We start from the raw sequence: 22,615 nt of genomic DNA on the forward strand, positions 1-22,615 counted from the left end.
TTTATGCCTATCAACAAACGAGAGAGCCTGCTGTTCACCTGTATCATGTGCTTTTGCATGGTGCTCTGGATGAGCATCTACAACGTTGCCCTGCAGCACGGGGCCATCAACGGCGAGGTCATTGCCGCCGCGTGGCTCGGCTTCCCCGTTGCCTACATTTTTGCCATGTGCTGCGACTGGTTTGTTGCCAGCCCCCTTGCCAAGGGTTTCGCCTTTAAATTCCTGGTCACGCCGGGTAAGAGCTCACCGCTTGCCATGACGCTCGCCGTCAGCTCCTGCATGGTCGTTCCCATGGTCATCATCATGTCGCTCTACGGCGCGTGCGAAGGCCTGCTCCATATGTCCGGCGGCCCGCTTGCCAATCTGCAGGTGCTGCCGATGATGTGGCTCGTCAACATTCCGCGCAACTTTATCATGGCCCTGCCCTGGAACCTGCTGGTGGCTGGTCCGGTTGCTCGCTTTATCTTCCGCCATGCCTTCCCCATGGGAACCGTCTTTGAAGAGCAGCATATGGAGCTCGTGCGCATGCCGGGCGCTTCCGTTGCCGATGTCGACGATGACGATGCCGAGAGCATGGACGCCGAGCCCGCCTCTAGGCAAGAGCCTCTAACCTAGAGCGCCCGCCGCACCCGGCGATTCCTTTTTTGTAGACGTTGTCGTATGGCTGCACGCGGAAAAGGCCACAGCGGTTAACATATACTCCATATGGGTAAAGAGACCAAAGCGCCGCCACGAGTGGCGCTTTGCGTTTGAAAAACTAGCTCGTCTAAGAGGAACTAGCATGTTGGACCGTTTTACCGATCGCGCGCGCAAGGTCATGTCCATGGCCAAGCAGGAGGCGCTCGATCTTCACTCAAATAAGGTGGGTACCGAGCATCTGCTGCTCGCGCTCGCCAAGGAGGACGAGGGCATTGCCGCCGAGGCACTGCGCTCACTCGATATCTCCTACGATGACATCATGGACACGCTCAAGGAGGTCCAGACCACCGTTCCCGAGCCCAGCGAGGAGACCGAGGCAGCTAAGCTCGCCTTTACGCCGCTCGTCATCAGCGTGATGGAGCGTTCCTTCCGCGTGGCGCGCGAGAACAACCAGACCTATGTGTCGACCGAGCACCTGCTCATCGGTATCGTCGAAGAGGGCAACGGCATGGCCATGGACATTCTCATGCGCCTGGGTGTTTCGTCCGCTTCCATTAAAAAAGCCATCGAGAAGCTTACCGCCAAGGATCAAGACAAGAAGCGCCCGCTCGCCGGTGCCGGTGCCGGGCGTCCCGGTACAGGCCTGCCGTTCTTTAGCGGCTCGGACGCCTCGCAGCAAAAGGGGAGCGGCACCGACACGCTCAAGCAGTTCGCCACCAACCTTACGCAGAAGGCGCGCGACGGCGAGCTCGACCCGGTGATCGGTCGCGAAAAGGAAGTCCAGCGCATGATGGAGATCCTTTCGCGCCGCACCAAGAACAACCCGCTTATCTTGGGTGACCCCGGCGTGGGCAAGACGGCCATCGTCGAGGGCCTGGCGCAGCAGATCGCTGCCGGCAACGTGCCCGAGAACCTTATGAACCAGAACATCTGGACGCTCGACCTGCCGGGTCTTGTCGCGGGCGCCAAGTATCGCGGTGAGTTTGAGGAGCGTCTCAAGAACGTAATCCAGGAGGCAACCGAAGCCGACGACGTCATCCTGTTTATCGACGAGATGCACACCATCATCGGTGCCGGTTCTGCCGAGGGATCCATCGATGCAAGCTCCATGCTCAAGCCCGTGCTCGCGCGCGGCGCTTTCCAGATCATCGGTGCCACCACGGCCGAGGAGTTCCGCAAGTACCTCACCAAGGACCCGGCCTTCGAGCGCCGCTTCCAGACCATCGATGTTGAGGAGCCAAGCGTCGAGGACACGGTCAAGATCCTGACCGCGCTCAAGCCACGCTACGAGGAGCACCACCACGTGCGCTATACGCAGGGTGCCATCGAGGCCGCCGCGAACCTCTCCAACCGCTACATCCAGGATCGCTTCCTGCCCGATAAGGCCATCGACCTCATCGACGAGGCCGGCGCCCGCGCCCGCATTGCCGCCAACCGTGCGCCTGAGCCGGTGCGCGAGGCCGAGCATCGCGTGGAGGAGCTCAAGGCTGCCGCGCAGGAGGCCACCGAGGGCGACGACATGAACAAGGCCGCCGAGATTACCGAGCAGCAGAAGGCTGCCGAGATTGAGCTCGCCGAGGCCAAGGCAGCTTGGACGGCCGAGCTCGACGCCAGCCCGCTCACCATCGATGTCGCCCAGGTTGCCGACATCGTGTCCGTGACCTCGGGCGTGCCGGTGTCTTCGCTCACCGAGAGCGAAAGCCGTCGTCTGTTGCAGACCGAAAGCGTGCTCAAGACCCGCATTATCGGCCAGGATGAAGCTGTCGAGGCCGTGGCCAAGGCAGTGCGCCGCAGCCGCTCGCCGCTCAAGGACCCGCGTCGTCCCGGCGGCAGCTTTATCTTCTTGGGTCCTACCGGCACAGGCAAGACCGAGCTCGCCAAGACGCTCGCCGAGTACCTCTTTGGCAGCAAGGACGCGCTCATCAGCTTCGACATGTCGGAGTTTGGCAGCGAGTTCGAGGTCTCCAAGCTTATCGGTAGCCCCCCGGGCTACGTGGGCCACGACGAGGGCGGTCAGCTCACCAAGGCCGTTCGCCGTCACCCGTACTCGGTCGTGCTGTTCGACGAGATCGAGAAGGCGCACCCCGATATCTTCAACATCTTGCTGCAGGTGCTTGAGGAGGGTCGCCTGACCGATAGCCAGGGCAAGACGGTCGATTTCCGCAACACCGTGATCATCATGACGTCCAACGTGGGCGCCCGCGAGATTGCGCAGGATGCGAGCGTTGGCTTTGGCACCACCGGTGAGCAGGGTCTTACCTCGAGCGAGATTAAGGGCCGTGCGATGGGCGAACTCAAGCGCCTGTTCCGCCCCGAGCTGCTAAACCGTATCGATGATATCGTGGTGTTTCAGAAGCTTTCGGGCGAGAACTTGACCAAGATCGCTCACCTGCTGGTGGACGACCTGCGCCAGCGCCTGATTGCCAACGGCATGAACATCAAACTCACCGATGCGGCCTACGACAAGATCGTAGCCGAGGGTACCGACCTCACCAACGGCGCACGTCCGCTGCGCCGCGCCATCCAAAAGCTCATCGAGGATCCGCTGTCCGAGGAGCTGCTGGCCGGCGAGTGGGGCAGCGGCGATACCGTCATGTGCGACGTGGCCGACGGCAGGTTCGTCTTTAGCCACGGTACGGGCGAGATCCCAGCGCCGCGTCCGGCAGGTGCGCTTGGGGGCGATACCGCTCCGGAAGCGCCGCACACCGGAAACGCCGCGCCTGTGAGCAGTGGCGTAAGCTCGGGCCCCGGCGGCATGATGCAAGCCGGTTCCGGCGCGCTGTAGGGCGTAACAAAACCTTGTGTCCACGAGGGCGTTCCAAAGGAGCGCCCTTTTTTCTGTTGGAAAGGCCCCTCGTTCAAAGTAAATCTCATTAAACATACCAACGGTGTATGCATAAGCGTTGGTCAGGCGTTGAGGTTGGTTGAAGGGCCCAACATCCCTTCGGCGCGGTCCGTCTACCTGCTTTATCTTAATAAAGTGGCGTTTCTCCGCCGTTAGCCGATGATGCGAGAGCGCTCGGCGTTTTCGACTGGTTTATGCAAACGAAGTCTGGGAATATACAAGGCACATGTCTTATTGTCTAACCAGTTGCGCCAAGGAGGCACCATGGACTACAAGATCACCGGCTATGAGCCCGCCCAGCTGTTCCATTTCTTTGAGGAGGTCAGCGCGATCCCCCGTGGGTCTGGCAACGAGAAGGGCATCAGCGATTTCCTGGTTGCGTTTGCCAAGGAGCGCGGCCTCGATGTGTACCAGGACGAGGTCTACAACGTCATCATTCGCAAGCCCGCATCTGCCGGTGCCGAGAATGCCCCGACCGTGATGCTGCAGGGCCACATCGATATGGTGTGCGACAAATTGGGCTCCGTTGAGCACGACTTTACGACCGATGGTATCGACCTGCTCGTCAAGGACGGCGTTCTCACCGCTAACGGCACCACGCTGGGCGCCGACAACGGTATCGCCGTTGCTCTGATGCTCACTGTTCTCGATGACGATTCGATTGTTCACCCCGCCCTCGAGTGCGTATTCACCACCGATGAGGAGACTGGCCTGGTCGGCGCCGAGACGCTCGACAAGTCCCAGATTAGCGCCCGCACCATGATCAACCTTGACTCCGAGGAAGAGGGCGTTGCCACCGTCAGCTGCGCCGGAGGCGTCGTCGTTACCTACACCTGCCCGATCGCGCGCGAGCACAAGACCGGTAGTACCCTCACGCTCGACATCTCCGGCCTGCTGGGCGGTCACTCCGGCAGCGATATCCACCTGGAGCGCGGCAACGGCAACCTCATCATGGCCCGCATCATCGACCGCCTGATGGTTGCCGGCGAGCCCGCCATCGTTAGCTTTAACGGCGGCACCAAGGACAACGCCATTAACCGTGAGTGCAAGGCTGTTCTGGTCTACGCCGACCACGCTGCCGCCGAGGCCGCGGCCCAGATCGCAAAGGGCATTATCGCCGACGTCACTGCCGAGCTCGAGGTCTTCGACCCCGGCTTTACCTGCACTGTCGAGATTGCCGACGACGCCGAGGTCGAGGCCATGGACGAGAAGTCCGCGCTTGCCCTCATCCGCGCCCTGCGTCTTGCCCCCAATGGCGTGATCCGCCGCAACGTTGCTACCGACGGCTCCGTCGAGGTTTCCTCCAACATCGGTGTGGTTGCCACTTCTGACGACGAGGTCAAGATCATGCTGTCCCCGCGTTCCTCGATCACCTCGCTGCAGAACGAGTTCAAGGACCGCCTGCAGACGCTGGCCGATGTCCTGGGCTTCGACGCCAAGTTTGAGTTCGAGTATCCCGGCTGGAGCTATGCCGAGCATTCGCCGGTCCGCGACGTCTTTGTCGAGAGCTATCGCGAGCTCTTTGGCTCCGAGCTGCGCATCGAGTCCATCCACGCCGGCCTTGAGTGCGGCCTGTTTGCCGAGGCCCTGCACGGCCTGGACGCCATCGCCGTGGGCCCGACGCTCTCCGATGTCCACACCCCGGACGAGAGCATGGAGCTCGCTTCTGCCGAGCGCTTCTACGAGCTGCTCATCGACGTCCTCAAGCGCCTTGCCGCGTAAAGGTCGCCTTGGTTAAGCAGCTCTAAAACGGCTGGCTATGAAAACGGCCGCCTGGCGTAATGCCGGGCGGCCGTTATTCGTTACAGTGCGAGGATCCCAAGGTGCTCAAGTAGGATCTTAAGCCCGATGAGGACGAGTACGACGCCACCCACGATGGTGGCGGGTTTTTCGTAGCGCGCGCCAAAGGTGTGGCCGATCGCTACGCCGGCGACGGAGAAGATAAACGTTGTGACGCCGATAAGTGATACAGAGGGCACGATATCGACCGAGAGCGCGGCAAACGAGATGCCCACGGCGAGCGCGTCAATCGAGGTGGCGATGGCAAGGATTAGGTACTCGCCCAGGTCGATCTTTTCGGCATCCTTGCCGTCGCCTTCGTCCTCATCCTCGTCTTCGGTAAAGGTTTCCCACAGCATCTTGCCGCCGATAAAGGCCAAAAGGATAAAGGCGATCCAATGGTCGATGGGACCGATGATGCCCATGAACTGGCTGCCGAGTGCCCAACCGATTACGGGCATGCCGGCCTGAAAGCCGCCAAAGAACAGGCCGAGCACAACGGCGACTTTAAGGTTGATCTTTTTCATGCCGAGACCCTTGCAGATGGAAACGGCAAAGGCGTCCATCGAAAGGCCAACGGCGAGCAACACGAGCTCTGCGAGTCCCATAGTCTGGCCCCCTCTCTGCGGGCGAACCCGATTACACGACCACTCCCTCATTTATATGAGACCCGATGCTACCACATGAGCAGCCAAAAGAGCCCCGTCCCAAATGAGCTACCTAAGCGGTGTTCGCTCATTCTGTAAGCATCGGAATTTGCGGGCGTCACAGGGGCAAACCGTGAGAAACTTATTGACGTTTATGGAGCGTATACGATGGGAGCGATGCCTTGGATAAGAACGAGCTGCAAAAGCGTATGGAACAGGCCATCCGCCTGACGGCACCTGGTCAGCCGATCCGCACCGCCCTTGACATGATCATCGCCGGTCACCTGGGCGCGCTTATCTGCGTCGGCGACACCGAAAACGTGCTCGCTGCCGGTAACGACGGCTTCCCGCTCAACATTTCGTTTACCTCTAACCGCCTGTTCGAGCTTTCCAAGATGGACGGCGCCATCGTCATCGACGGCGACCTTACCCAGATCCTGCGCGCCAATTTCCACCTCAATCCCGACCCCTCGCTCGCCACGAGCGAGACGGGCATGCGTCACCGTACTGCCGCTCGCATGTCGGTGCTCACCGACGCCATCGTGATCTCGGTCTCGGCCCGTCGTGCCGTCGTCAACGTGTATGTGCACGGCAAGAGCTATGAGATTCAGCCCGTCACCACCATCATGAGCTCGGTCAACCAGCTCGTCGCTACGCTTCAGACCACCCGTCAGTCGCTCGACCGCTCCCTGCTGCGTCTGACGGCCCTCGAGCTGGACGACTACGTCACGCTCGCCGACATCACCGGCATTTTCTCGAGTTTCGAGATCATGCAGCAGGCAAAGACCGAGCTTAAGGATTGCATTGTCAAGCTGGGCAACCAGGGCAAGCTCGTGCAGATGCAGCTCGAGCAGCTCGCCGGCTCCAGCATGGATACCGAGTACGACTTGATGATTCGCGACTACGCAAGCGATTCCTCCGAGGCAAACGCCGAGAAGATCCGTGCCGAGCTTAGCCGCATGACGCCCAAGGACTTGTCCGACCCGCAGCATGTGGCGGCGGTTCTGGGCTACGACGACTTGGACGAGGACTCCGTCATGACGCCGCTGGGCCTGCGCACGCTTTCGCGCGTGTCCGTCGTGCGCGACGGCGTGGCCGAGAAGATCGTCGACGAGTATGGCTCGCTGCAGGAGCTCATGGACGACATCAGCAAGGATCCGGAGCGCCTGGGCGACTTTGGCGTTAACAACCCTGCCATTCTTGCGGACTCCCTGTACCGCATGAAGGGCACCAAACAGGGGAACGCATAATGGCGCCCGTATGCGCCGTGGTCGTTGCCGGTGGCAGCGGCCAGCGCTTTGGTAATCCCGGTGGCAAGCAGCTCGTCAATGTAGCGGGCCGTCCGCTTATGAGCTGGTCCATCCGCGCGTTTGACCGTAGCGATAAGGTCGGCCACATCGTCGTGGTTTGCCCTGCCGAGCGTCGTGCCGAGATGCGCCGCCTGGCCATCAGCCCGTTTTCGTATAACACGCCCATCAGCTTCGCCGATGCCGGCGATACCCGCCAGGACTCCACTCGTGCCGGCGTGCATGCGGTGCCGGCAGGCTTTGAATACGTCGCCATTCACGACGGCGCTCGTCCGCTCATTACTACCGAGGCCATCGATCACGCTATCGACGTGCTCGTGAGTGACCGCTCGCTCGACGGTGTCGTGTGTGGCCAGCCCGCGATCGACACGCTCAAGATCGTCGATGGGGACAACATCGTCGAGACGCCGCCACGCGAACTCTATTGGGCCGCGCAGACGCCGCAGATCTTTAGTGTCGACGCCATGAAACGCGCCCATGCCGCGGCGATTGCCGAGGGCTTTATCGGTACGGACGATTCGTCACTGGTCGAGCGCATGGGTGGGCGCGTCCGCTGCGTCCAGAGCCCGCGCGACAACCTTAAGGTGACGGTGCCCGAGGACTTGCGTCCCGTAACCGCGATTTTGCTCGGGCGGATGGCCGAGAGAGAGGACCTTCCCCATGTTCAGTAACCTGCGCATTGGCCACGGCTACGACGTCCACCGTTTGGTGGAGGGGCGTCGATGTATCATCGGCGGGGTCGACATTCCCTACGAGCGCGGCCTGCTGGGCCACTCGGATGCCGATGTGCTCGCGCACGCGCTGGCCGACGCTATTCTGGGCGCCTGCCGCGGGGGAGACATTGGCAAGCTGTTCCCCGACACCGACCCCGCCTACGAGGGTGCCGACTCGATGGTGTTGCTTGCCCGCGTAATGGACTATGCGCGCGAGCTGGGCTTTGAGTTTGTCGATGCCGACTGCACCATTACCTGCCAGCAGCCTAAGATTACCCCGCACCGCGATGCCATGCGTGCCAACTTGGCCCATGCCCTGGGCGTTGACGTCGAAAACGTGGGCGTCGCCGCCACCACGACCGAAAAGCTCGGTTGGGAAGGTCAAGGCGAGGGAATTGGCGCCTGGGCCGTCTGCCTGCTACAGAAAACCGTTAAGGAGTAACGAATGCGTATCTACAACAGCGCTACCCATAAAAAGGAAGAGTTCCAGCCCATCGAGCCCGGCAAGGTCCGTATGTACGTGTGCGGACCCACGGTTTACGACAACATCCACATCGGCAACGCCCGCACGTTCATCAGCTTCGATGTGATTCGACGCTGGCTCATCGCGAGCGGCTACGAGGTCACGTTCGCCCAGAACCTTACCGATGTCGACGACAAGATCATCAAGCGCGCTAACGAGCAGGGCCGTACGGCCGCCGAGGTCGCGACGGAGTTCTCGGATAAGTTTATTGGCGTCATGCGCGCTGCCAACGTGCTCGATCCCGATGTGCGCCCCCGCGCCACCAAGGAGATCGGCCCCATGATTGCCATGATCAAGGCGCTCATCGAGCAGGGCCACGCTTACGCCGCCGATAACGGCGACGTGTACTTTTCCGTGCGCAGCGATCCCAACTACGGTCAGGTCTCGGGCCGCAACATCGACGACCTTATGGTGGGTGCGCGCATCGAGGAGAACGAGGACAAGAACGACCCGCTCGACTTTGCGCTGTGGAAGGCCGCCAAGCCCGGCGAGCCCAGCTGGCCGAGCCCCTGGGGCGAGGGCCGTCCCGGTTGGCACACCGAGTGCGCCGCCATGGTGCACCGCTACCTGGGTACCCCGATCGACATTCACGGCGGTGGCTCCGACCTTGCCTTCCCGCATCACGAGAACGAGTGCGCCCAGGCTGCCTGCGCCTGGCACCAGGGCTTCTCCAACACCTGGATGCACACGGGCATGCTGCTGGTCGACGGCGAGAAGATGTCCAAGTCGCTTGGTAACTTCTTTACGCTGGCCGAGGTGCTCGAGCAGCACTCCGCTGCCGCCCTGCGCCTGCTGATGCTGCAGACGAGCTATCGCTCGCCGCTCGACTTCTCCTGGGAGCGCCTGGAGGGTGCCGAGAATTCGCTCACGCGTATCGCCGGTACGGTCGAGAACCTGCGCTGGGCCGCGAACCATGCGACGGCCGATGCCGATGAGGCAGCATCTGAGGCGTTTGCCGCCAAGGCTGCCGAGACCCGTGCCACCTTTAAGGAGTGCATGGACGACGACTTTAACACCGCCGGTGCCATGGGCGCCGTCTTTGGTTTTGTCACCGAGTGCAATCAGTATCTGGAGCAGGCGGGCGACGCTGCCGACAAGGCCGCGGCTCTTGCTGCCGCCGATACGCTGGTCGAGCTGCTCGATACGTTTGGCGTTGAGCTTCCCGAGCCCAAGGTCGAGCTGCCGCTGGGCCTTTTGGGCGTTGCCGCCGGCTTGGTCGCCTACACTGGTGACGACGTGGACGAGGCCGCTGCCAAGATTCTCGAGGCTCGCGCCGAGGCCCGTGCCGCCAAGAACTGGGACTTGGCAGACGCCATCCGCGATCAACTCAAGGACCTGGGCCTGACGATTGAAGATACCGCCGCCGGCACCCGTATCAAATCCCTCTAACCCCCGCGGGTTTCCCAAGCACCCGACCGCCCGAGCCACGGCACCTTGCCTTTCAATCGTCGGGCATGACCTCAAGGTCGGTGCCCTCTTCTTTCAAGGCAATCTGCCGCACCTCGGGCGGTCGGTCTATTTGTTTCGTTTGATAGTTGTATTTAGGAGGCCGTCCTATGGCCGACAATCGCAAGCGTGCGCCTCGTGGCGGCAAGCAGGCCGCTTCTGGCTCGCGTCCGATTCGCCGAAATGACCGCGCTGCCGCTTCCAAGGGCCAGCGCGATCGCACCCAAGCTGCGCGTCCGCAGCGCGATCGCAACCGCGACGCTGTCCAGGCTTCCAAGGGCGAGTTTATCGAAGGCCGTCGTGCTGCCGCCGAGGCACTACGCACCGGTTTTCCCATCAAGTGCGCACTCATTGCCGAGGGCGGGGAGCGCGATGCCGCCCTGTCTCGTCTGGTCGATGACCTCAACGCCGCGGGTGTCCGCATTAAGTGCGTGCCGCGCGCGCAGCTCGATGCGCTGTCGAGCCACGGCGCTCACCAGGGTATTGCGCTCGAGGTGGGTAACTTCCCTTATGCGGATGTCGCCGATATCCTCGACCGTGCAGGCGAGGGTCCGGCACTTGTCGTGGTGCTCGACCACGTGACCGACGACGGTAACTTTGGCGCCATCGTGCGCTCCGCCGAGGTTGTAGGCGCGGCGGGCGTCATTATTGCCAACAAGCGCGCTGCCGGCGTGACCGTTGGTAGCTACAAGACCTCCGCCGGCGCCGTCATGCATCTGCCTATCGCGCAGGTCCCCAATATCGCTCGTGCACTCGACGATCTTAAGGCCGCTGGCTTTTGGGTGGGCGGCGCCTCCGAGCACGCCGAGGGCAGTTGCTGGGATGCTCCCTTCGAGGGCCGCGTGGCGCTTGTCATGGGCTCCGAGGGCGACGGCATCTCGCGCCTGGTGCTCGAGAAATGCGACTTTTTGACCAAGCTTCCTCAGCGTGGCATGACCGAGAGCCTCAACGTTACCCAGGCAACGACGGCACTGTGCTTTGAGTGGCTACGTCGCAACGCCGGCGAGCTCATGGGGGAGGAGTAGCGCATGTCCAAGAAGAACCGCGCCAAGTCTAAGGCCAAGCGCTTTGGCGAAGGCTCGGCCAAGCCGATTGTCTCGGCCGCGACCTACGGCGTGGGCGGCAATGCGTTTGCGCAGGCTATCGCCGACCCGGTCTCCACGGTGCACTCCAATAAGCCCGAGCTGCTGGTGGTCGACGGCTACAATGTGATCCACTGCACGCCGCGCTACGAAAAGCTCGTGTACGACCATTCCGACGATCCGTATTCCAGCGACGTTCACGATATGGCGCGCACCGCCCTTATCAACGACGTCGCCGCCTTTGCCCAGGGCCGCTACGAGGCCGTAATTGTGTTTGACGGTGCAGGCAATATCTCTAGCGAGCGTCCCAACCTGCCGGCTCGCGGCGTGCGCATCGAGTTTTCGCCGACGGGTGTATCGGCCGATACCGTGGTACAAAAGCTCTGCATTGAGGCGCGCGAGGAAGGCCGCGCGTGCTCCGTTGTATCGAGTGACGGCACAATCCAGGCCGTCGTCATGGGCAAGGGCGTTACGCGCATCTCGAGCCGTATGCTGGTGGACGAGATCAAACAGATCGATAACGACGTCCGCGAGGCCGAGGAGGCTCCGCAGATCAAGATGACTCTGGGCAGTCGCCTGAGCCCCGAGGCACTGGCCAAGCTCAAGGCCCTGCGCGGGAGGTAGGTAAACCTTCTATGGGGAGCTGCTTTCTCGATAGATCAACCAACTGGTTTGTAATCAATGGGTTGCGGCTTGGCATCGCCAAAACGAATAGTTTTTGGTTCTGGCGAACAGATAAAACTATTCGTTCTGACGAATAGTTTTGAGATGTGGTCGGTCAAAGGGCCTGTTGCGCCCCGTCCGCAATTCCTTTATTCTTAATTGGCTTCGCGCGAAAGCGCCAAGTGTGCCAGTGTGGCGCAACGGTAGCGCAACTGATTTGTAATCAGTGGGTTGCGGGTTCGATTCCTGTCACTGGCTCCATGAGAGTTTCGGGCTCTGTTCCCTAGTGGGACAGGGCCCGTTTCTTGTGGGCAGCTAGATTCGACTGTCCGCCGTCAGTTTAAAAGCTTTCAGGTACAAGATGCCGCCGATAACGTACATGCAGGCATCAAGCGGATCTGGGGTACTAAACTCGAGCACCATGGGCGCAAGTACTTCCCAGCAGATTGAGCATCCCACCGATAATGCCAAGCTACTTGCAAAGTTGCATATCGGCGTTTTCCCACTCACCACTTCGCAGAGGACGTTTACGTAGGCGGGAAAAATGATTCCTCCGCACAGATCTCCGAGCTGATAATGGGCGAAGTCGTAGGGGAGGAAAAAGTCGAAGCTCGCAATGTATCTGTTAACGAGATACACGATGCCGGCAAGCAGCGGCAGAAGATTTGCGCTGGAAATAAGCGCAGATCTGAATCGTTTAGCCACAGACCGCAAACATAGTCAGGCCAAGGCAAATGCCCAAAGCAATGATGATGATCTGGCTGCAGCCGTTACCCGAAGGGACCATGACACTCTCTTTCTCGATACATTAGTAAATTAAAGTATGCCACAGCCAGCAGCGTATTTGTTGAGCAACAACCCGTGGCTGATACCGTGTTACACGGCCTTGCGTCGGGTGAGGCATCAGCCGAATGGCCTGGCACCTGTCGTGATGGCGCTCGACAATGGCGTGAGCACCGTCTACGCCCGTGACGGGCTATCGGTGGAACACATCATCTGGCTTCGAATAATGGGGGCGAGTGCGAGTATTGGCGTTCCTCGAAGCGCTCGTTGCGCTCACCGATTAATAGGCAACCCGTTGAGACTCATTGCGTAGCCCGATTTAAACTGCTGGCTTGGGTACCGCATGTATTTCGCATGGCCGCGGGAGGCTGCGCAATCGCCTGACGCTATTTATGAGTCATGAGCTGTTTTGGTTATGCGAGATATCGAAAGGAATTCTAGGATGTCTGTAAAACTGGAAACCGTAATAAATGCGATGGATCTTGCGGCAGAGGTTCTGGCCGCGGCAGCTGGTGTCATTGAGGGTGCAAAGCAACTCGGTGTCGATGTTGATGCCGTCGGTGGTGCTGTAAAGGGTGCGACTGATGGCGCTGCTAACGGCGCACGTGTCGTTGCCGATGGCATTGGCAAGGGGTTCGGTGTAGCGGCCGATGGCGTTGGTGCGGCAGTTGGCGCGCTGGGCGGTGCTGTGAAAGCGTTCCAGGACTCTAGAGAAGCTGCCGAGGCTCGCAAGAAGATCAACGCTGCAAGGCAGTCGATTTTCGAAAGTGCGTCGACGGCGATGCCCCTGCACAAGTTTGTCTGCCAGCAGGAAAAGGCTGCCGATGCCGCGTTTAACGGCTTTGATATGCCTGGCTGCTACATTATCGCAAAGTATCAAAAGGGCGATCACGATAAGAACTACAGTGACTATCTGGGAATTTATGTGGGCTCAAGCGAGCGCATGTCGGAGGATATCGTTTCCACGCCCACGCGCTTGGGCGATCCGGATGTCTATGCCGATTACAAGTATCATCAAAACGTGATGCTGTTCGTGTTCCCCTGCGAGCTAAAGGACCTCGATGAACGTCGCGAACTCCTGCTGCGATCGTTTGAAGGCAGCAGGCTCTACAACGGATCTGAGGTACTGGCTTAAGGGCTTGGTTGGGGCTAGTCGACAATCTAGATCTGTAACATGAGGACGAGCATTCAGCCCCCAGCTGTTACAGATTTAGACAATCTGGGGGCGAGCTGAGAAGTGTCTCAATCTGTAACAACTAGGGAAGGAAAACCGTTCTAACTGTTACAGAATGAGACGTAAGCTAGGGTCTCTGCTAAACATCTCGATCTGTAACAACTAGGGAAGGAAAACCGTTCTTGCTGTTACAGATTTAGATAAACGGGAGACCGCCAGGGAAACATCTCGATCTGTAACAAATAGGGGAGAAAATGTTCTCTAAATGTTACAGATCGAGACAAAGGCCGGACCGGTCCCAGTCATCCTGGTTGAGCGAGGATATTCGGACGCACGAGGATCGTTATCGAAAGTCGATACCGCAAGGGTACTCCACCACACCAAAGTGTTCCCTCGGGAAATGTCGCCAGCGCGGCCAAATCCGCCGTCCTTCATATCTAAATTCAGCAAAACCGCAGGTCAAAGGTATATAGATACGCCCGGCACAGTGTATTTAGAGGTTTTCGTTGACAGCCCCCAAGGTTGCATCGTATTATCTTTTTCGTTCGCGGGGGCGGAGGCCCAAAAGACCAAAGAACCTGCGGATACTTGAACGATTGGGAGTTTGCCCGAGTGGTTAATGGGGACGGGCTGTAAACCCGTTGGCTCTGCCTACATAGGTTCGAATCCTATAGCTCCCACCCGTCAAGTGCCTGTATAGCTCAGTCGGTAGAGCACTTCGTTGGTAACGAAGAGGTCACCAGTTCAAGTCTGGTTGCAGGCTCCATCCGGCGGTGTAGCTCAGTTGGTTAGAGCACACGGTTCATACCCGTGGCGTCACTGGTTCGAATCCAGTCACCGCTACCATAGGTAACACGGTGGCTTCTCAATAGTATGTTGAGAGGCCACTATGGTATAAAGGCATAGTCCCGTCCGGGGACGACCTGTTTAGAGGAGGGCTTTATGGCCAAAGAGAAGTTTGAGCGCACTAAGCCGCATGTTAACATCGGCACCATCGGTCACGTCGACCACGGCAAGACCACGCTGACCGCTGCCATCACCAAGGTTCTCTCCGAGACCGAGGGCTGCAAGGCTGACTTCACTGCGTTCGAGAACATCGACAAGGCTCCCGAGGAGCGCGAGCGCGGCATTACGATCTCCGTCTCCCACGTCGAGTACGAGACTGCTGCCCGTCACTACGCTCACGTTGACTGCCCGGGCCACGCTGACTACGTCAAGAACATGATCTCCGGTGCTGCTCAGATGGACGGCGCTATCCTGGTCATCGCCGCTACCGACGGCCCCATGGCTCAGACCCGCGAGCACATCCTGCTCGCCCGTCAGGTCGGCGTTCCCTACATCGTCGTCTTCCTGAACAAGTGCGACATGGTCGACGATGACGAGCTCATCGACCTCGTCGAGATGGAGACCCGTGAGCTCCTTTCCGAGTACGAATTCCCCGGCGACGACATCCCCGTCATCCGTGGTTCCGCTCTGGGCGCTCTCGAGGGCGACGCCAAGTGGATGGACGCCATTCGCGAGCTCATGTCTGCCGTCGACGAGTACATCCCGACGCCTGCTCGTGACAACGACCTCCCGTTCCTGATGGCCGTTGAGGACGTTATGACCATCTCCGGCCGTGGTACCGTTGCTACCGGCCGTGTCGAGCGCGGTGAGCTCAAGCTCAACGAGCCCGTCGAAATCGTCGGCATCAAGGATACCCAGAACACCGTCGTTACCGGTATCGAGATGTTCCGTAAGTCCATGGACTTCTGCGAGGCTGGCGACAACGTCGGTCTGCTGCTCCGCGGCATCAAGCGCGAGGACATCGAGCGCGGCCAGGTTCTCTGCAAGCCCGGTTCGGTTACCCCGCACACCAAGTTCACCGGTGAGATCTACGTTCTGACCAAGGAGGAGGGCGGCCGTCACACCCCGTTCTTCGATGGTTATCGTCCTCAGTTCTACTTCCGTACCACCGACGTTACCGGTACGGTCAAGCTCCCCGAGGGCACCGAGATGGCTATGCCTGGTGACCACATCACCATCGAGGGCGACCTCATTCACCCGATCGCTATGGAGGAGGGCCTGCGCTTCGCTATCCGCGAGGGTGGCCACACCGTCGGTTCGGGCATCGTCTCCACGATCATTGAGTAAATTAGCTCTCTGATACAGCTGACTTAGAGAACCCGGCACTTATATGGGTGCCGGGTTCTTTTCTACGTGGGTCTTTTTGCCTGATGATTACGCTTAGCTCGCTCTTAAGTTGAACGTGAGGAATCGATTAGATCTCGTTGGCTCCATTGATGTGTTCCAAATATGAATGGATCTACCGAGAACCAATTGATTCGAGGTTTTCGTTGACAGCACTTACGTAGAGCTGATAAAGTACCAACTCGTGCCCGTACGGGGCGGATATGAAAGGTTCAGGATACATGCGTACTCTAGTTACTCTTGCGTGCACTGAGTGCAAGCGCCGCAACTATACGACCACTAAGAACAAGGCGAACATGCCTGATCGTATGGAGATCAAGAAGTATTGCCCCTGGTGCCGTCACCATACGCTGCACAAAGAGACTCGCTAGTCTCTAGTCACATACGCCAGTAGTTCAATTGGTAGAGCATCGGTCTCCAAAACCGAGTGTTGAGGGTTCGAGTCCTTCCTGGCGTGCCAGTCATTATTCCGTAAGCTCCCATTTGGGGGCTTACGGTTTACTCATGTATAAGCGCATTGCGCGGAGGTAACCCAAATGGCCAACAAGAAGAACAAGAAGAAGGCACAGCAGCAGGCGCCTGCCAACAAAGCTGCCGCCAACTCCAAGGTTGAGGCCAAGAAGGCCGTTGCCAAGAAGAGCGAGAAGGCTGCGAAGTCCAAGAAGAACGAGAAGCCCGGTTTCTTCGCCCGCACCAAGAAGTATTTTGCTTCGGTGAAGTCCGAGATGAAGCGTGTCACGTGGCCCGATAAGAAGGAGCTCGTGAACTACTCGGTCGTCGTTTGCGCTTCTCTGATCGTCGTCGGCGTCGTCATCGCTCTGCTCGATGCTGGCTTTGGCGAGGCTCTTGCTCTGTTCTCTGGATTGAGGGGCTAAACCATGTCTAAGCGTTGGTACGTCGTCCACACTTACTCTGGATACGAGAACCGCGTTAAGTCCGATCTCGAGCATCGCATCGAGACCATGGGCATGCAGGATCGTATCTTTGATATTGAGATTCCTATGGAGCGCGTCACCGAGATCAAAGAGGGTGGCAAGCGCGAGACCAAGGATTCTAAGATCTTCCCGGGTTATGTCCTGGTTCGCATGGAGATGGATGACGATGCATGGACGTGTGTTCGCAACACGCCCGGCGTCACCGGTTTCCTGGGCGGCAACGGCAAGCCCGCTCCGCTTTCCCGCGACGAGTACAATAAGATGACTCGTCGTCCCGGTAAGGGCGATTCGCCCAAGCGTACGTCGGTTGATATTGAGGTTGGTACGTCCGTCCGCGTCACCGATGGCCCGCTTACCGACTTTGATGGCAAGGTCTCCGAGGTTAACGCCGAGGCAGGCAAGCTCAAGGTCACGCTGATGATCTTTGGCCGCGAGACGCCGGTCGAGCTTGACTTTAACCAGGTCGCTGTCATCGCTTAAGTTTTCGTCCGTTCGCGCGAGCGTGCTTCTTCTGTGACTGCTCATCTCAGGAGTGCTTCTAACACGTGCGTGCTTACGATATAGCAAGTACTTCACACTCGTGATTCGAAAGGAATGACCATGGCTGAGAAGAAGGTTGCCAACGTCATTAAGCTCCAGATTCCTGCTGGTGCCGCTAACCCCGCTCCTCCCGTCGGCCCCGCCCTGGGCGCTGCTGGCGTGAACATCATGCAGTTCTGCCAGGCCTTTAACGCCGAGACGCAGGACAAGAAGGGCGACATTATCCCCGTTGAGATCTCTGTCTACGAGGATAAGTCCTTCTCCTTCATCACCAAGACTCCGCCGGCGGCTCACCTCATCAAGAAGGAGCTGAACCTCAAGTCTGGTTCCGCTAAGCCCCAGGCCGACAAGGTTGGCCAGCTCTCTCAGGAGCAGCTCACCAAAATCGCCGAGATCAAGATGCCGGACCTCAATGCCAACGACATTGACGCCGCCAAGAAGATCATCGCCGGTACCGCCCGTTCCATGGGCGTCACCATCGCTGAGTAGCGTTTTTCTAGGTAACGACGGGTGCTCCGACCGGGGCGCCCGTTAAATGTGTGCAATAGGGCACACGATACGATGTGGGAGGGCTCACGCCCGTTTAACCACAGGAGGTAATGCACATGGCTAAGCATGGTAAGAGCTATAACGCCGCTGCCGAGAAGGTCGACCGCGCCACGCTCTACACCCCCCTTCAGGCTGCCAAGCTCATCAAGGAGCTCGACACCGCCAAGTTCGACGAGACCGTCGAGGCCCACTTCCGTCTGGGCATCGATACTCGTAAGGCTGACCAGAACATCCGTGGTTCCATCTCCCTGCCCCACGGCACCGGCAAGACCGTTCGTGTTGCCGTCTTCGCCGAGGGCGAGAAGGCCCGTGAGGCCGAGGCTGCCGGCGCCGACATCATCGGTTCCGACGAGCTCGTCGCCCAGATCCAGAAGGGCGAGATCAACTTCGACGCCGCTATCGCTACGCCGAACATGATGGCCAAGGTTGGCCGCATCGGTAAGATCCTTGGTCCCCGTGGCCTCATGCCGAACCCCAAGCTCGGCACCGTGACCATGGACGTCGCCAAGATGGTCTCCGAGCTCAAGGCCGGCCGCGTTGAGTATCGCGCCGACCGTTATGGCATCTGCCACGTGCCCCTGGGCAAGAAGTCCTTCTCTGAGCAGCAGCTCGTTGAGAACTACGCTGCCCTGTACACCGAGATCCTGCGCGTCAAGCCCTCTTCTGCTAAGGGCAAGTACGTCAAGTCCATCTCTGTGTCTTCCACCATGGGCCCTGGCGTCAAGGTCGATCCCGCTGTCCAGCGTGACTTCCTGGCTGAGTAACTTCTAGTTACTGCCTGAGCAAAGCAAGCATTGCTAAAGGAACCCGGTTCTGTCTCGTGCAGGACCGGGTTCCTTGCTATTTCAGGCCAAAACCAACACGAAGGAGATAGGCGCCTTTGTGGTGGTTTTGGTTCAAAATCCCCGTTGCGCGTCGTTTTGCCTGTGTTACACTTTAGCCTAGTGTAGTGAATACCCGAGGCTGAAAGGAGCCAGACATGTTCTATAACAAACAGCAGCTCCTAGGCCTAGCGCTACTAGATTAGATAGCGCGCTAGGGTTGTAATTTCGCTATAACGATTAGTTGTACCCGGGTGCGCTATCTTCCGCCGCTTTTGGGCGTGATGAGCGACACGGGTATTATTCTATCTTGAGGCACTCCATCTCTCCTGAAAGCCATCTGTATCTTTAGCCTGTCAGGAGGAAATCATGAGCCGCAAAATCGCAATCTTTGACACAACGCTTCGTGACGGGGAGCAGTCTCCCGGCGCCAGCATGAATACCGAGGAAAAGCTCGTTATTGCACGCCAGCTGGTACGTATGAATGTCGACGTGATCGAGGCTGGATTTCCTATTTCGAGCCCCGGTGATTATCGTTCCGTACAGGAGATTGGCAAGATCGCGGGTGACCGGTGCACGGTATGCGGTCTCACCCGTGCGGTCGATAAGGATATCGAAGTGGCCGCAGAAGCCCTTAAGACGGCTCAGAGGCCCCGTATCCACACCGGTCTGGGTGTGAGTCCCAGCCATCTGCGTGACAAGCTCCATATGACCGAGGATGAGGCTATCGAGCGCGCTATTCACGCCGTAAAGCACGCTCGTAAGTTTGTCGACGATGTCGAGTTTTATGCCGAGGATGCGGGCCGCTCCGATCAGGAGTTCCTGGTCCGCATTATCGAGGCAGCGATCAAGGCCGGCGCTACGGTCGTGAATATTCCGGACACCACGGGCTATAACATGCCTTGGGAGTTTGGCGCCCGTATTCGCGATCTGCGCGAGCGCGTGGCCGGCATCGAGGACGTTACGATTTCGGTCCACACGCATAACGATCTGGGCATGGCCACAGCCCTTGCACTCGAGGCGGTCCGCAATGGCGCGACGCAGATCGAGTGCACCATCAACGGCTTGGGCGAGCGAGCGGGCAACACGGCGCTCGAGGAGGTCGTCATGGCCATGAGGATGCACGAGCAGGATCTGGATGCACATACCGATATCGTAACGACCGAGCTCACGCGCGCATCCAAGCTCGTCAGCTCAATCACTGGCATTAATGTGCAGCCCAACAAGTCCATTGTGGGCGCTAATGCGTTTGCACACAGCTCGGGCATTCACCAGGATGGCGTGCTCAAGGCGCGTGACACCTACGAGATTATCGATCCCAAGGACGTGGGTGCAGCGGGATCCGAGATTATCCTTTCGGCACGTTCGGGCCATGCGGCGCTGCGCCATCGTCTCGCCGAGCTGGGTTATACGTTTGGCGATGAGGAATTCGAGTCGATCTATCAGCGCTTCTTGGAGATTGCAGATCAAAAGAAAGAGGTCTTTGACGAGGACCTGGAGTCGATGATTCAGGAGCGCCAGCGCGAGGTCAAGGCGATCTACACCCTCGACGCGCTTCAAGTTTCCTGCGGCGACCCGCTTATTCCTACGGCCACGGCAACCATCACGGACGAGGACGGCGCGACACGGGTGGTTTGCTCGACGGGTACTGGTCCGGTTGATGCGGCCTACAAGGCGGTCGACAAGGCCATCTCTGCCCATGGCGAGCTGACGGAGTTCAATGTTAAGGCCATCACGCGTGGCATCGACGCTATCGGTGAGGTGACGGTGCGCATCACCGCCGAGGATGGAAAGATCTACACCGGCCGCGGCGCGGATACCGACATTATCGTGAGCTCGGCCAAGGCTTACATCAACGCTATTAACCGCATGATTCAGACCAACCGTTCCAAGGCGGGCAAGTAACGATATTCGGCAGGGCAAAGCCCGCTTGAGAGGGGAATCACATGGCACGTCCCATGACCGTAGCAGAGAAAATTTTGGCGGCACACGCCGGGCTCGATGAGGTAAAGCCGGGCCAGCTGGTCGAATGCGACCTGGACATCGTGCTCGCCAACGATATTACCGCACCTATCGCGATCGATGTCTTTCGCGAGCTGGGTGCCACCGAGGTGTTCGATCGCGACCGCGTTTGCCTGGTGCCCGATCACTATGCGCCCAACAAGGACATCAAGAGCGCCGAGCAGACCAAGAAGATGCGAGATTTTGCGCACGAGCAGCATGTGACGCACTATTACGAGCAAGGTTGCGCGGGCATTGAGCACGCCCTGTTGCCCGAGCGCGGCGTGGTGGTCCCGGGCGATCTGATTATCGGTGCCGACTCGCATACCTGCACGTATGGCGCCTTGGGTGCGTTTTCGACCGGTGTGGGCTCAACAGACGCCGGCGTGGGTATTGCCACGGGGCGCGCATGGTTTAAGGTGCCGCCGACGATTCGCTTTGAGATTAACGGCGAGCTTGAGGACGGTGCCACCGCCAAGGACATCATCCTGCACATTATCGGCATGATCGGCGTGGACGGTGCCCTGTACCAGGCCATGGAGTTTGCCGGCAGCACCATCGAGGGCCTGTCGATGGAAGGTCGCATGACAATTTCGAACATGGCGATCGAAGCGGGCGGCAAGGCGGGCATTATCGAGGTCGATGATGTTGCCCGCGCCTGGCTCAAGGGACGCTGCGAGCGTGATTACGTTGAGTATCACGCCGATTCAGACGCCGAGTATGCCCAGGTTATTGCCATTGACGCGGCCGACATTAAGCCGTGTGTATCGTGGCCGCATCTGCCCAGTAACACTCATCCGGTGAGCGAGAGCCGTCACATCATGATCGACCAGGCGGTAATCGGCTCGTGCACCAACGGACGTATCGAGGATATGCGTGCTGCGGCCGAAGTCATGCGCGGCCATAAGGTTGCCGACGGGGTGCGTTGCATCGTGATTCCGGCGACCCAGGCGGTCTTCCGCCAGTGCATGAAGGAGGGATTGACCGACATTTTCCTAGATGCCAACTGTGTGTTCTCCACGCCCACGTGCGGTCCGTGCCTGGGCGGCTACATGGGCATCTTGGCGGCGGGGGAGCGTTGCGTTTCTACGACCAACCGCAACTTTGTCGGCCGTATGGGCGACCCCACGTCCGAGGTCTATCTGGCCTCGCCGGCCGTGGCGGCTGCTTCTGCCGTGGCGGGGCACATATGCTTGCCGTCTGACCTGTAGGGGCTACGGGGTCCTTCGACCTTTGCTCGCTACTGCGGACAGTCCTGGCACTTTTTTTGTTCGCCGAAGGCGAACGCTAACTTTCCATTAGCTTTTTTGTAGCCGAAACGCGAACGAGGGATTTGATATTTGCTTGCGTCGAGTTCCGCACGAGCCGGAGAGCACTTAATGTGCTCTCCGTGCGAGCAGGACTGTCCGAGTAAGTAAATATCAAATCCCCCGCATTCCATGTTTGAACGGAGAATGATATGAACTTTGAAGGTTCGGTTTTTCGATATGGTCGTGACGTTGATACTGATGTGATTATTCCTGCTCGTTATTTGAACTCATCGGATCATGCGCATTTGGCTTCGCATGCTATGGAGGATATTGATCCCGCGTTTGCCTCTGCCGTGAGGCCCGGTGACATCATAGTGGCTGAGGAGAACTTTGGTTGCGGTTCTTCGCGTGAGCATGCCCCGGTTGCCATTAAGGCTGCAGGGGTGTCGTGTGTTATTGCCAAGAGCTTCGCACGCATCTTCTATCGCAATGCCATTAACGTGGGCCTGCCCATTATGGAGTGCCCCGAAGCTGTCGATGCGATTTGTGCCGGCGATACCGTGAAGGTCGATACCGATGCGGGTGTCATCACCAACGAGCGTACTGGCGAGACTTTTACAGCTGAGCCGTTCCCGCCATTTATTGCCGAGATTATCGAGGCCGGCGGTTTGGTTGCGCGCACGCGTGCCAAGATTGTCGCGGCAAAGCGTCAGGAGGCGTAAGCGATT

21 protein-coding genes and 5 tRNA genes are annotated in these 22,615 nt (G+C 59.0%); 24 read left to right on the top strand and 2 right to left on the bottom strand.

Annotated elements, in window-relative coordinates:
• Window positions 1–3 precede the first annotated feature (3 nt).
• From ACTQXM_RS02215 to ACTQXM_RS02225, 3 genes are all read left to right on the top strand, one after another.
• Window positions 4–615 carry a DUF2798 domain-containing protein gene (locus ACTQXM_RS02215; RefSeq protein ID WP_441536863.1) on the top strand — a complete coding sequence of 204 codons (612 nt, stop codon included), beginning with the start codon at window positions 4–6 and terminating at the stop codon, window positions 613–615.
• Window positions 616–781: 166 nt separating this feature from the next.
• Window positions 782–3,424, top strand: coding sequence for an ATP-dependent Clp protease ATP-binding subunit (locus ACTQXM_RS02220; protein ID WP_441536862.1), 2,643 nt, complete (start codon window positions 782–784; stop codon window positions 3,422–3,424).
• 324 nt (window positions 3,425–3,748) lie between these two features.
• On the top strand, window positions 3,749–5,206 hold the full coding sequence (locus ACTQXM_RS02225; protein WP_441536861.1) for an aminoacyl-histidine dipeptidase: 1,458 nt from the start codon (window positions 3,749–3,751) through the stop codon (window positions 5,204–5,206).
• Window positions 5,207–5,286: 80 nt separating this feature from the next.
• Here the strand turns inward: ACTQXM_RS02225 and ACTQXM_RS02230 are convergent, their stop codons facing one another.
• A complete protein-coding gene (locus tag ACTQXM_RS02230) occupies window positions 5,287–5,871 on the bottom strand; it encodes a manganese efflux pump MntP family protein (RefSeq protein WP_427793585.1) in 585 nt (194 codons plus the stop codon).
• Window positions 5,872–6,119: 248 nt separating this feature from the next.
• Between ACTQXM_RS02230 and disA the strand changes: the two genes are divergently transcribed.
• The 7 genes from disA (at window position 6,120) to ACTQXM_RS02265 (ending at window position 11,905) form a co-directional block, all read left to right on the top strand.
• Complete coding sequence (gene disA, locus ACTQXM_RS02235) at window positions 6,120–7,160, top strand: DNA integrity scanning diadenylate cyclase DisA (RefSeq protein ID WP_370450554.1); 1,041 nt, start codon at window positions 6,120–6,122, stop codon at window positions 7,158–7,160.
• Window positions 7,160–7,888, top strand: coding sequence for a 2-C-methyl-D-erythritol 4-phosphate cytidylyltransferase (gene ispD / locus ACTQXM_RS02240; protein WP_427727027.1), 729 nt, complete (start codon window positions 7,160–7,162; stop codon window positions 7,886–7,888). Before disA ends, ispD begins: the two co-directional genes overlap by 1 nt.
• Window positions 7,878–8,372, top strand: a complete 495-nt coding sequence (gene ispF, locus ACTQXM_RS02245; protein ID WP_117734297.1) for a 2-C-methyl-D-erythritol 2,4-cyclodiphosphate synthase — start codon at window positions 7,878–7,880, stop codon at window positions 8,370–8,372. The genes ispD and ispF overlap by 11 nt, the downstream gene beginning before the upstream one ends.
• A 3-nt stretch (window positions 8,373–8,375) precedes the next feature.
• Window positions 8,376–9,842 (top strand): cysteine--tRNA ligase, encoded by a 1,467-nt coding sequence (gene cysS / locus ACTQXM_RS02250; protein ID WP_441038940.1) that lies wholly within the window; start codon window positions 8,376–8,378, stop codon window positions 9,840–9,842.
• 167 nt (window positions 9,843–10,009) lie between these two features.
• Window positions 10,010–10,924: a 23S rRNA (guanosine(2251)-2'-O)-methyltransferase RlmB gene (rlmB, locus tag ACTQXM_RS02255; RefSeq protein ID WP_441536860.1), complete on the top strand. Its 915-nt coding sequence runs from the start codon at window positions 10,010–10,012 to the stop codon at window positions 10,922–10,924.
• Window positions 10,925–10,927: 3 nt separating this feature from the next.
• Window positions 10,928–11,605, top strand: coding sequence for an NYN domain-containing protein (locus ACTQXM_RS02260; RefSeq protein ID WP_154514764.1), 678 nt, complete (start codon window positions 10,928–10,930; stop codon window positions 11,603–11,605).
• Between the two features lie 225 nt (window positions 11,606–11,830).
• A tRNA-Thr gene (locus ACTQXM_RS02265) sits at window positions 11,831–11,905 on the top strand.
• 54 nt (window positions 11,906–11,959) lie between these two features.
• Here the strand turns inward: ACTQXM_RS02265 and ACTQXM_RS02270 are convergent.
• On the bottom strand, window positions 11,960–12,349 hold the full coding sequence (locus ACTQXM_RS02270; RefSeq protein WP_441547594.1) for a hypothetical protein: 390 nt from the start codon (window positions 12,347–12,349) through the stop codon (window positions 11,960–11,962).
• A gap of 553 nt (window positions 12,350–12,902) precedes the next feature.
• Between ACTQXM_RS02270 and ACTQXM_RS02275 the strand changes: the two genes are divergently transcribed.
• From ACTQXM_RS02275 to ACTQXM_RS02340, 14 genes are all read left to right on the top strand, one after another.
• Window positions 12,903–13,562 carry a hypothetical protein gene (locus ACTQXM_RS02275; protein WP_441547595.1) on the top strand — a complete coding sequence of 220 codons (660 nt, stop codon included), beginning with the start codon at window positions 12,903–12,905 and terminating at the stop codon, window positions 13,560–13,562.
• 637 nt (window positions 13,563–14,199) lie between these two features.
• Window positions 14,200–14,281 (top strand) — tRNA-Tyr (locus tag ACTQXM_RS02280).
• A 10-nt stretch (window positions 14,282–14,291) separates the two neighbouring features.
• A tRNA-Thr gene (locus tag ACTQXM_RS02285) sits at window positions 14,292–14,367 on the top strand.
• 3 nt (window positions 14,368–14,370) lie between these two features.
• Window positions 14,371–14,447 (top strand) — tRNA-Met (locus tag ACTQXM_RS02290).
• Between the two features lie 96 nt (window positions 14,448–14,543).
• A complete protein-coding gene (gene tuf / locus ACTQXM_RS02295) occupies window positions 14,544–15,734 on the top strand; it encodes an elongation factor Tu (RefSeq protein ID WP_154514756.1) in 1,191 nt (396 codons plus the stop codon).
• Window positions 15,735–16,012: 278 nt separating this feature from the next.
• Complete coding sequence (rpmG, locus tag ACTQXM_RS02300) at window positions 16,013–16,162, top strand: 50S ribosomal protein L33 (protein WP_102372646.1); 150 nt, start codon at window positions 16,013–16,015, stop codon at window positions 16,160–16,162.
• A gap of 13 nt (window positions 16,163–16,175) precedes the next feature.
• Window positions 16,176–16,251 (top strand) — tRNA-Trp (locus ACTQXM_RS02305).
• A 76-nt stretch (window positions 16,252–16,327) separates the two neighbouring features.
• On the top strand, window positions 16,328–16,666 hold the full coding sequence (gene secE / locus ACTQXM_RS02310) for a preprotein translocase subunit SecE (RefSeq protein ID WP_154514754.1): 339 nt from the start codon (window positions 16,328–16,330) through the stop codon (window positions 16,664–16,666).
• Window positions 16,667–16,669: 3 nt separating this feature from the next.
• Entirely contained in the window at window positions 16,670–17,206 is a 537-nt protein-coding gene (nusG, locus tag ACTQXM_RS02315; protein WP_427718370.1) for a transcription termination/antitermination protein NusG, read from the top strand.
• 120 nt (window positions 17,207–17,326) lie between these two features.
• The gene (gene rplK / locus ACTQXM_RS02320) at window positions 17,327–17,755 is read left to right on the top strand and encodes a 50S ribosomal protein L11 (RefSeq protein WP_022093893.1); all 429 of its coding nucleotides are present in this window, start codon (window positions 17,327–17,329) and stop codon (window positions 17,753–17,755) included.
• A gap of 116 nt (window positions 17,756–17,871) precedes the next feature.
• Window positions 17,872–18,579: a 50S ribosomal protein L1 gene (rplA, locus tag ACTQXM_RS02325; RefSeq protein ID WP_154514750.1), complete on the top strand. Its 708-nt coding sequence runs from the start codon at window positions 17,872–17,874 to the stop codon at window positions 18,577–18,579.
• 426 nt (window positions 18,580–19,005) lie between these two features.
• The gene (locus tag ACTQXM_RS02330) at window positions 19,006–20,541 is read left to right on the top strand and encodes a 2-isopropylmalate synthase (RefSeq protein ID WP_441048852.1); all 1,536 of its coding nucleotides are present in this window, start codon (window positions 19,006–19,008) and stop codon (window positions 20,539–20,541) included.
• Between the two features lie 41 nt (window positions 20,542–20,582).
• On the top strand, window positions 20,583–21,848 hold the full coding sequence (gene leuC / locus ACTQXM_RS02335; protein WP_441536858.1) for a 3-isopropylmalate dehydratase large subunit: 1,266 nt from the start codon (window positions 20,583–20,585) through the stop codon (window positions 21,846–21,848).
• A 248-nt stretch (window positions 21,849–22,096) separates the two neighbouring features.
• The gene (locus tag ACTQXM_RS02340) at window positions 22,097–22,609 is read left to right on the top strand and encodes a 3-isopropylmalate dehydratase small subunit (RefSeq protein ID WP_441536857.1); all 513 of its coding nucleotides are present in this window, start codon (window positions 22,097–22,099) and stop codon (window positions 22,607–22,609) included.
• The last annotated feature ends 6 nt before the right edge of the window (window positions 22,610–22,615 follow it).

This window comes from Collinsella sp. LCP19S3_D3, assembly GCF_052121455.1.
In the GTDB taxonomy this organism is placed as follows: domain Bacteria; phylum Actinomycetota; class Coriobacteriia; order Coriobacteriales; family Coriobacteriaceae; genus Collinsella.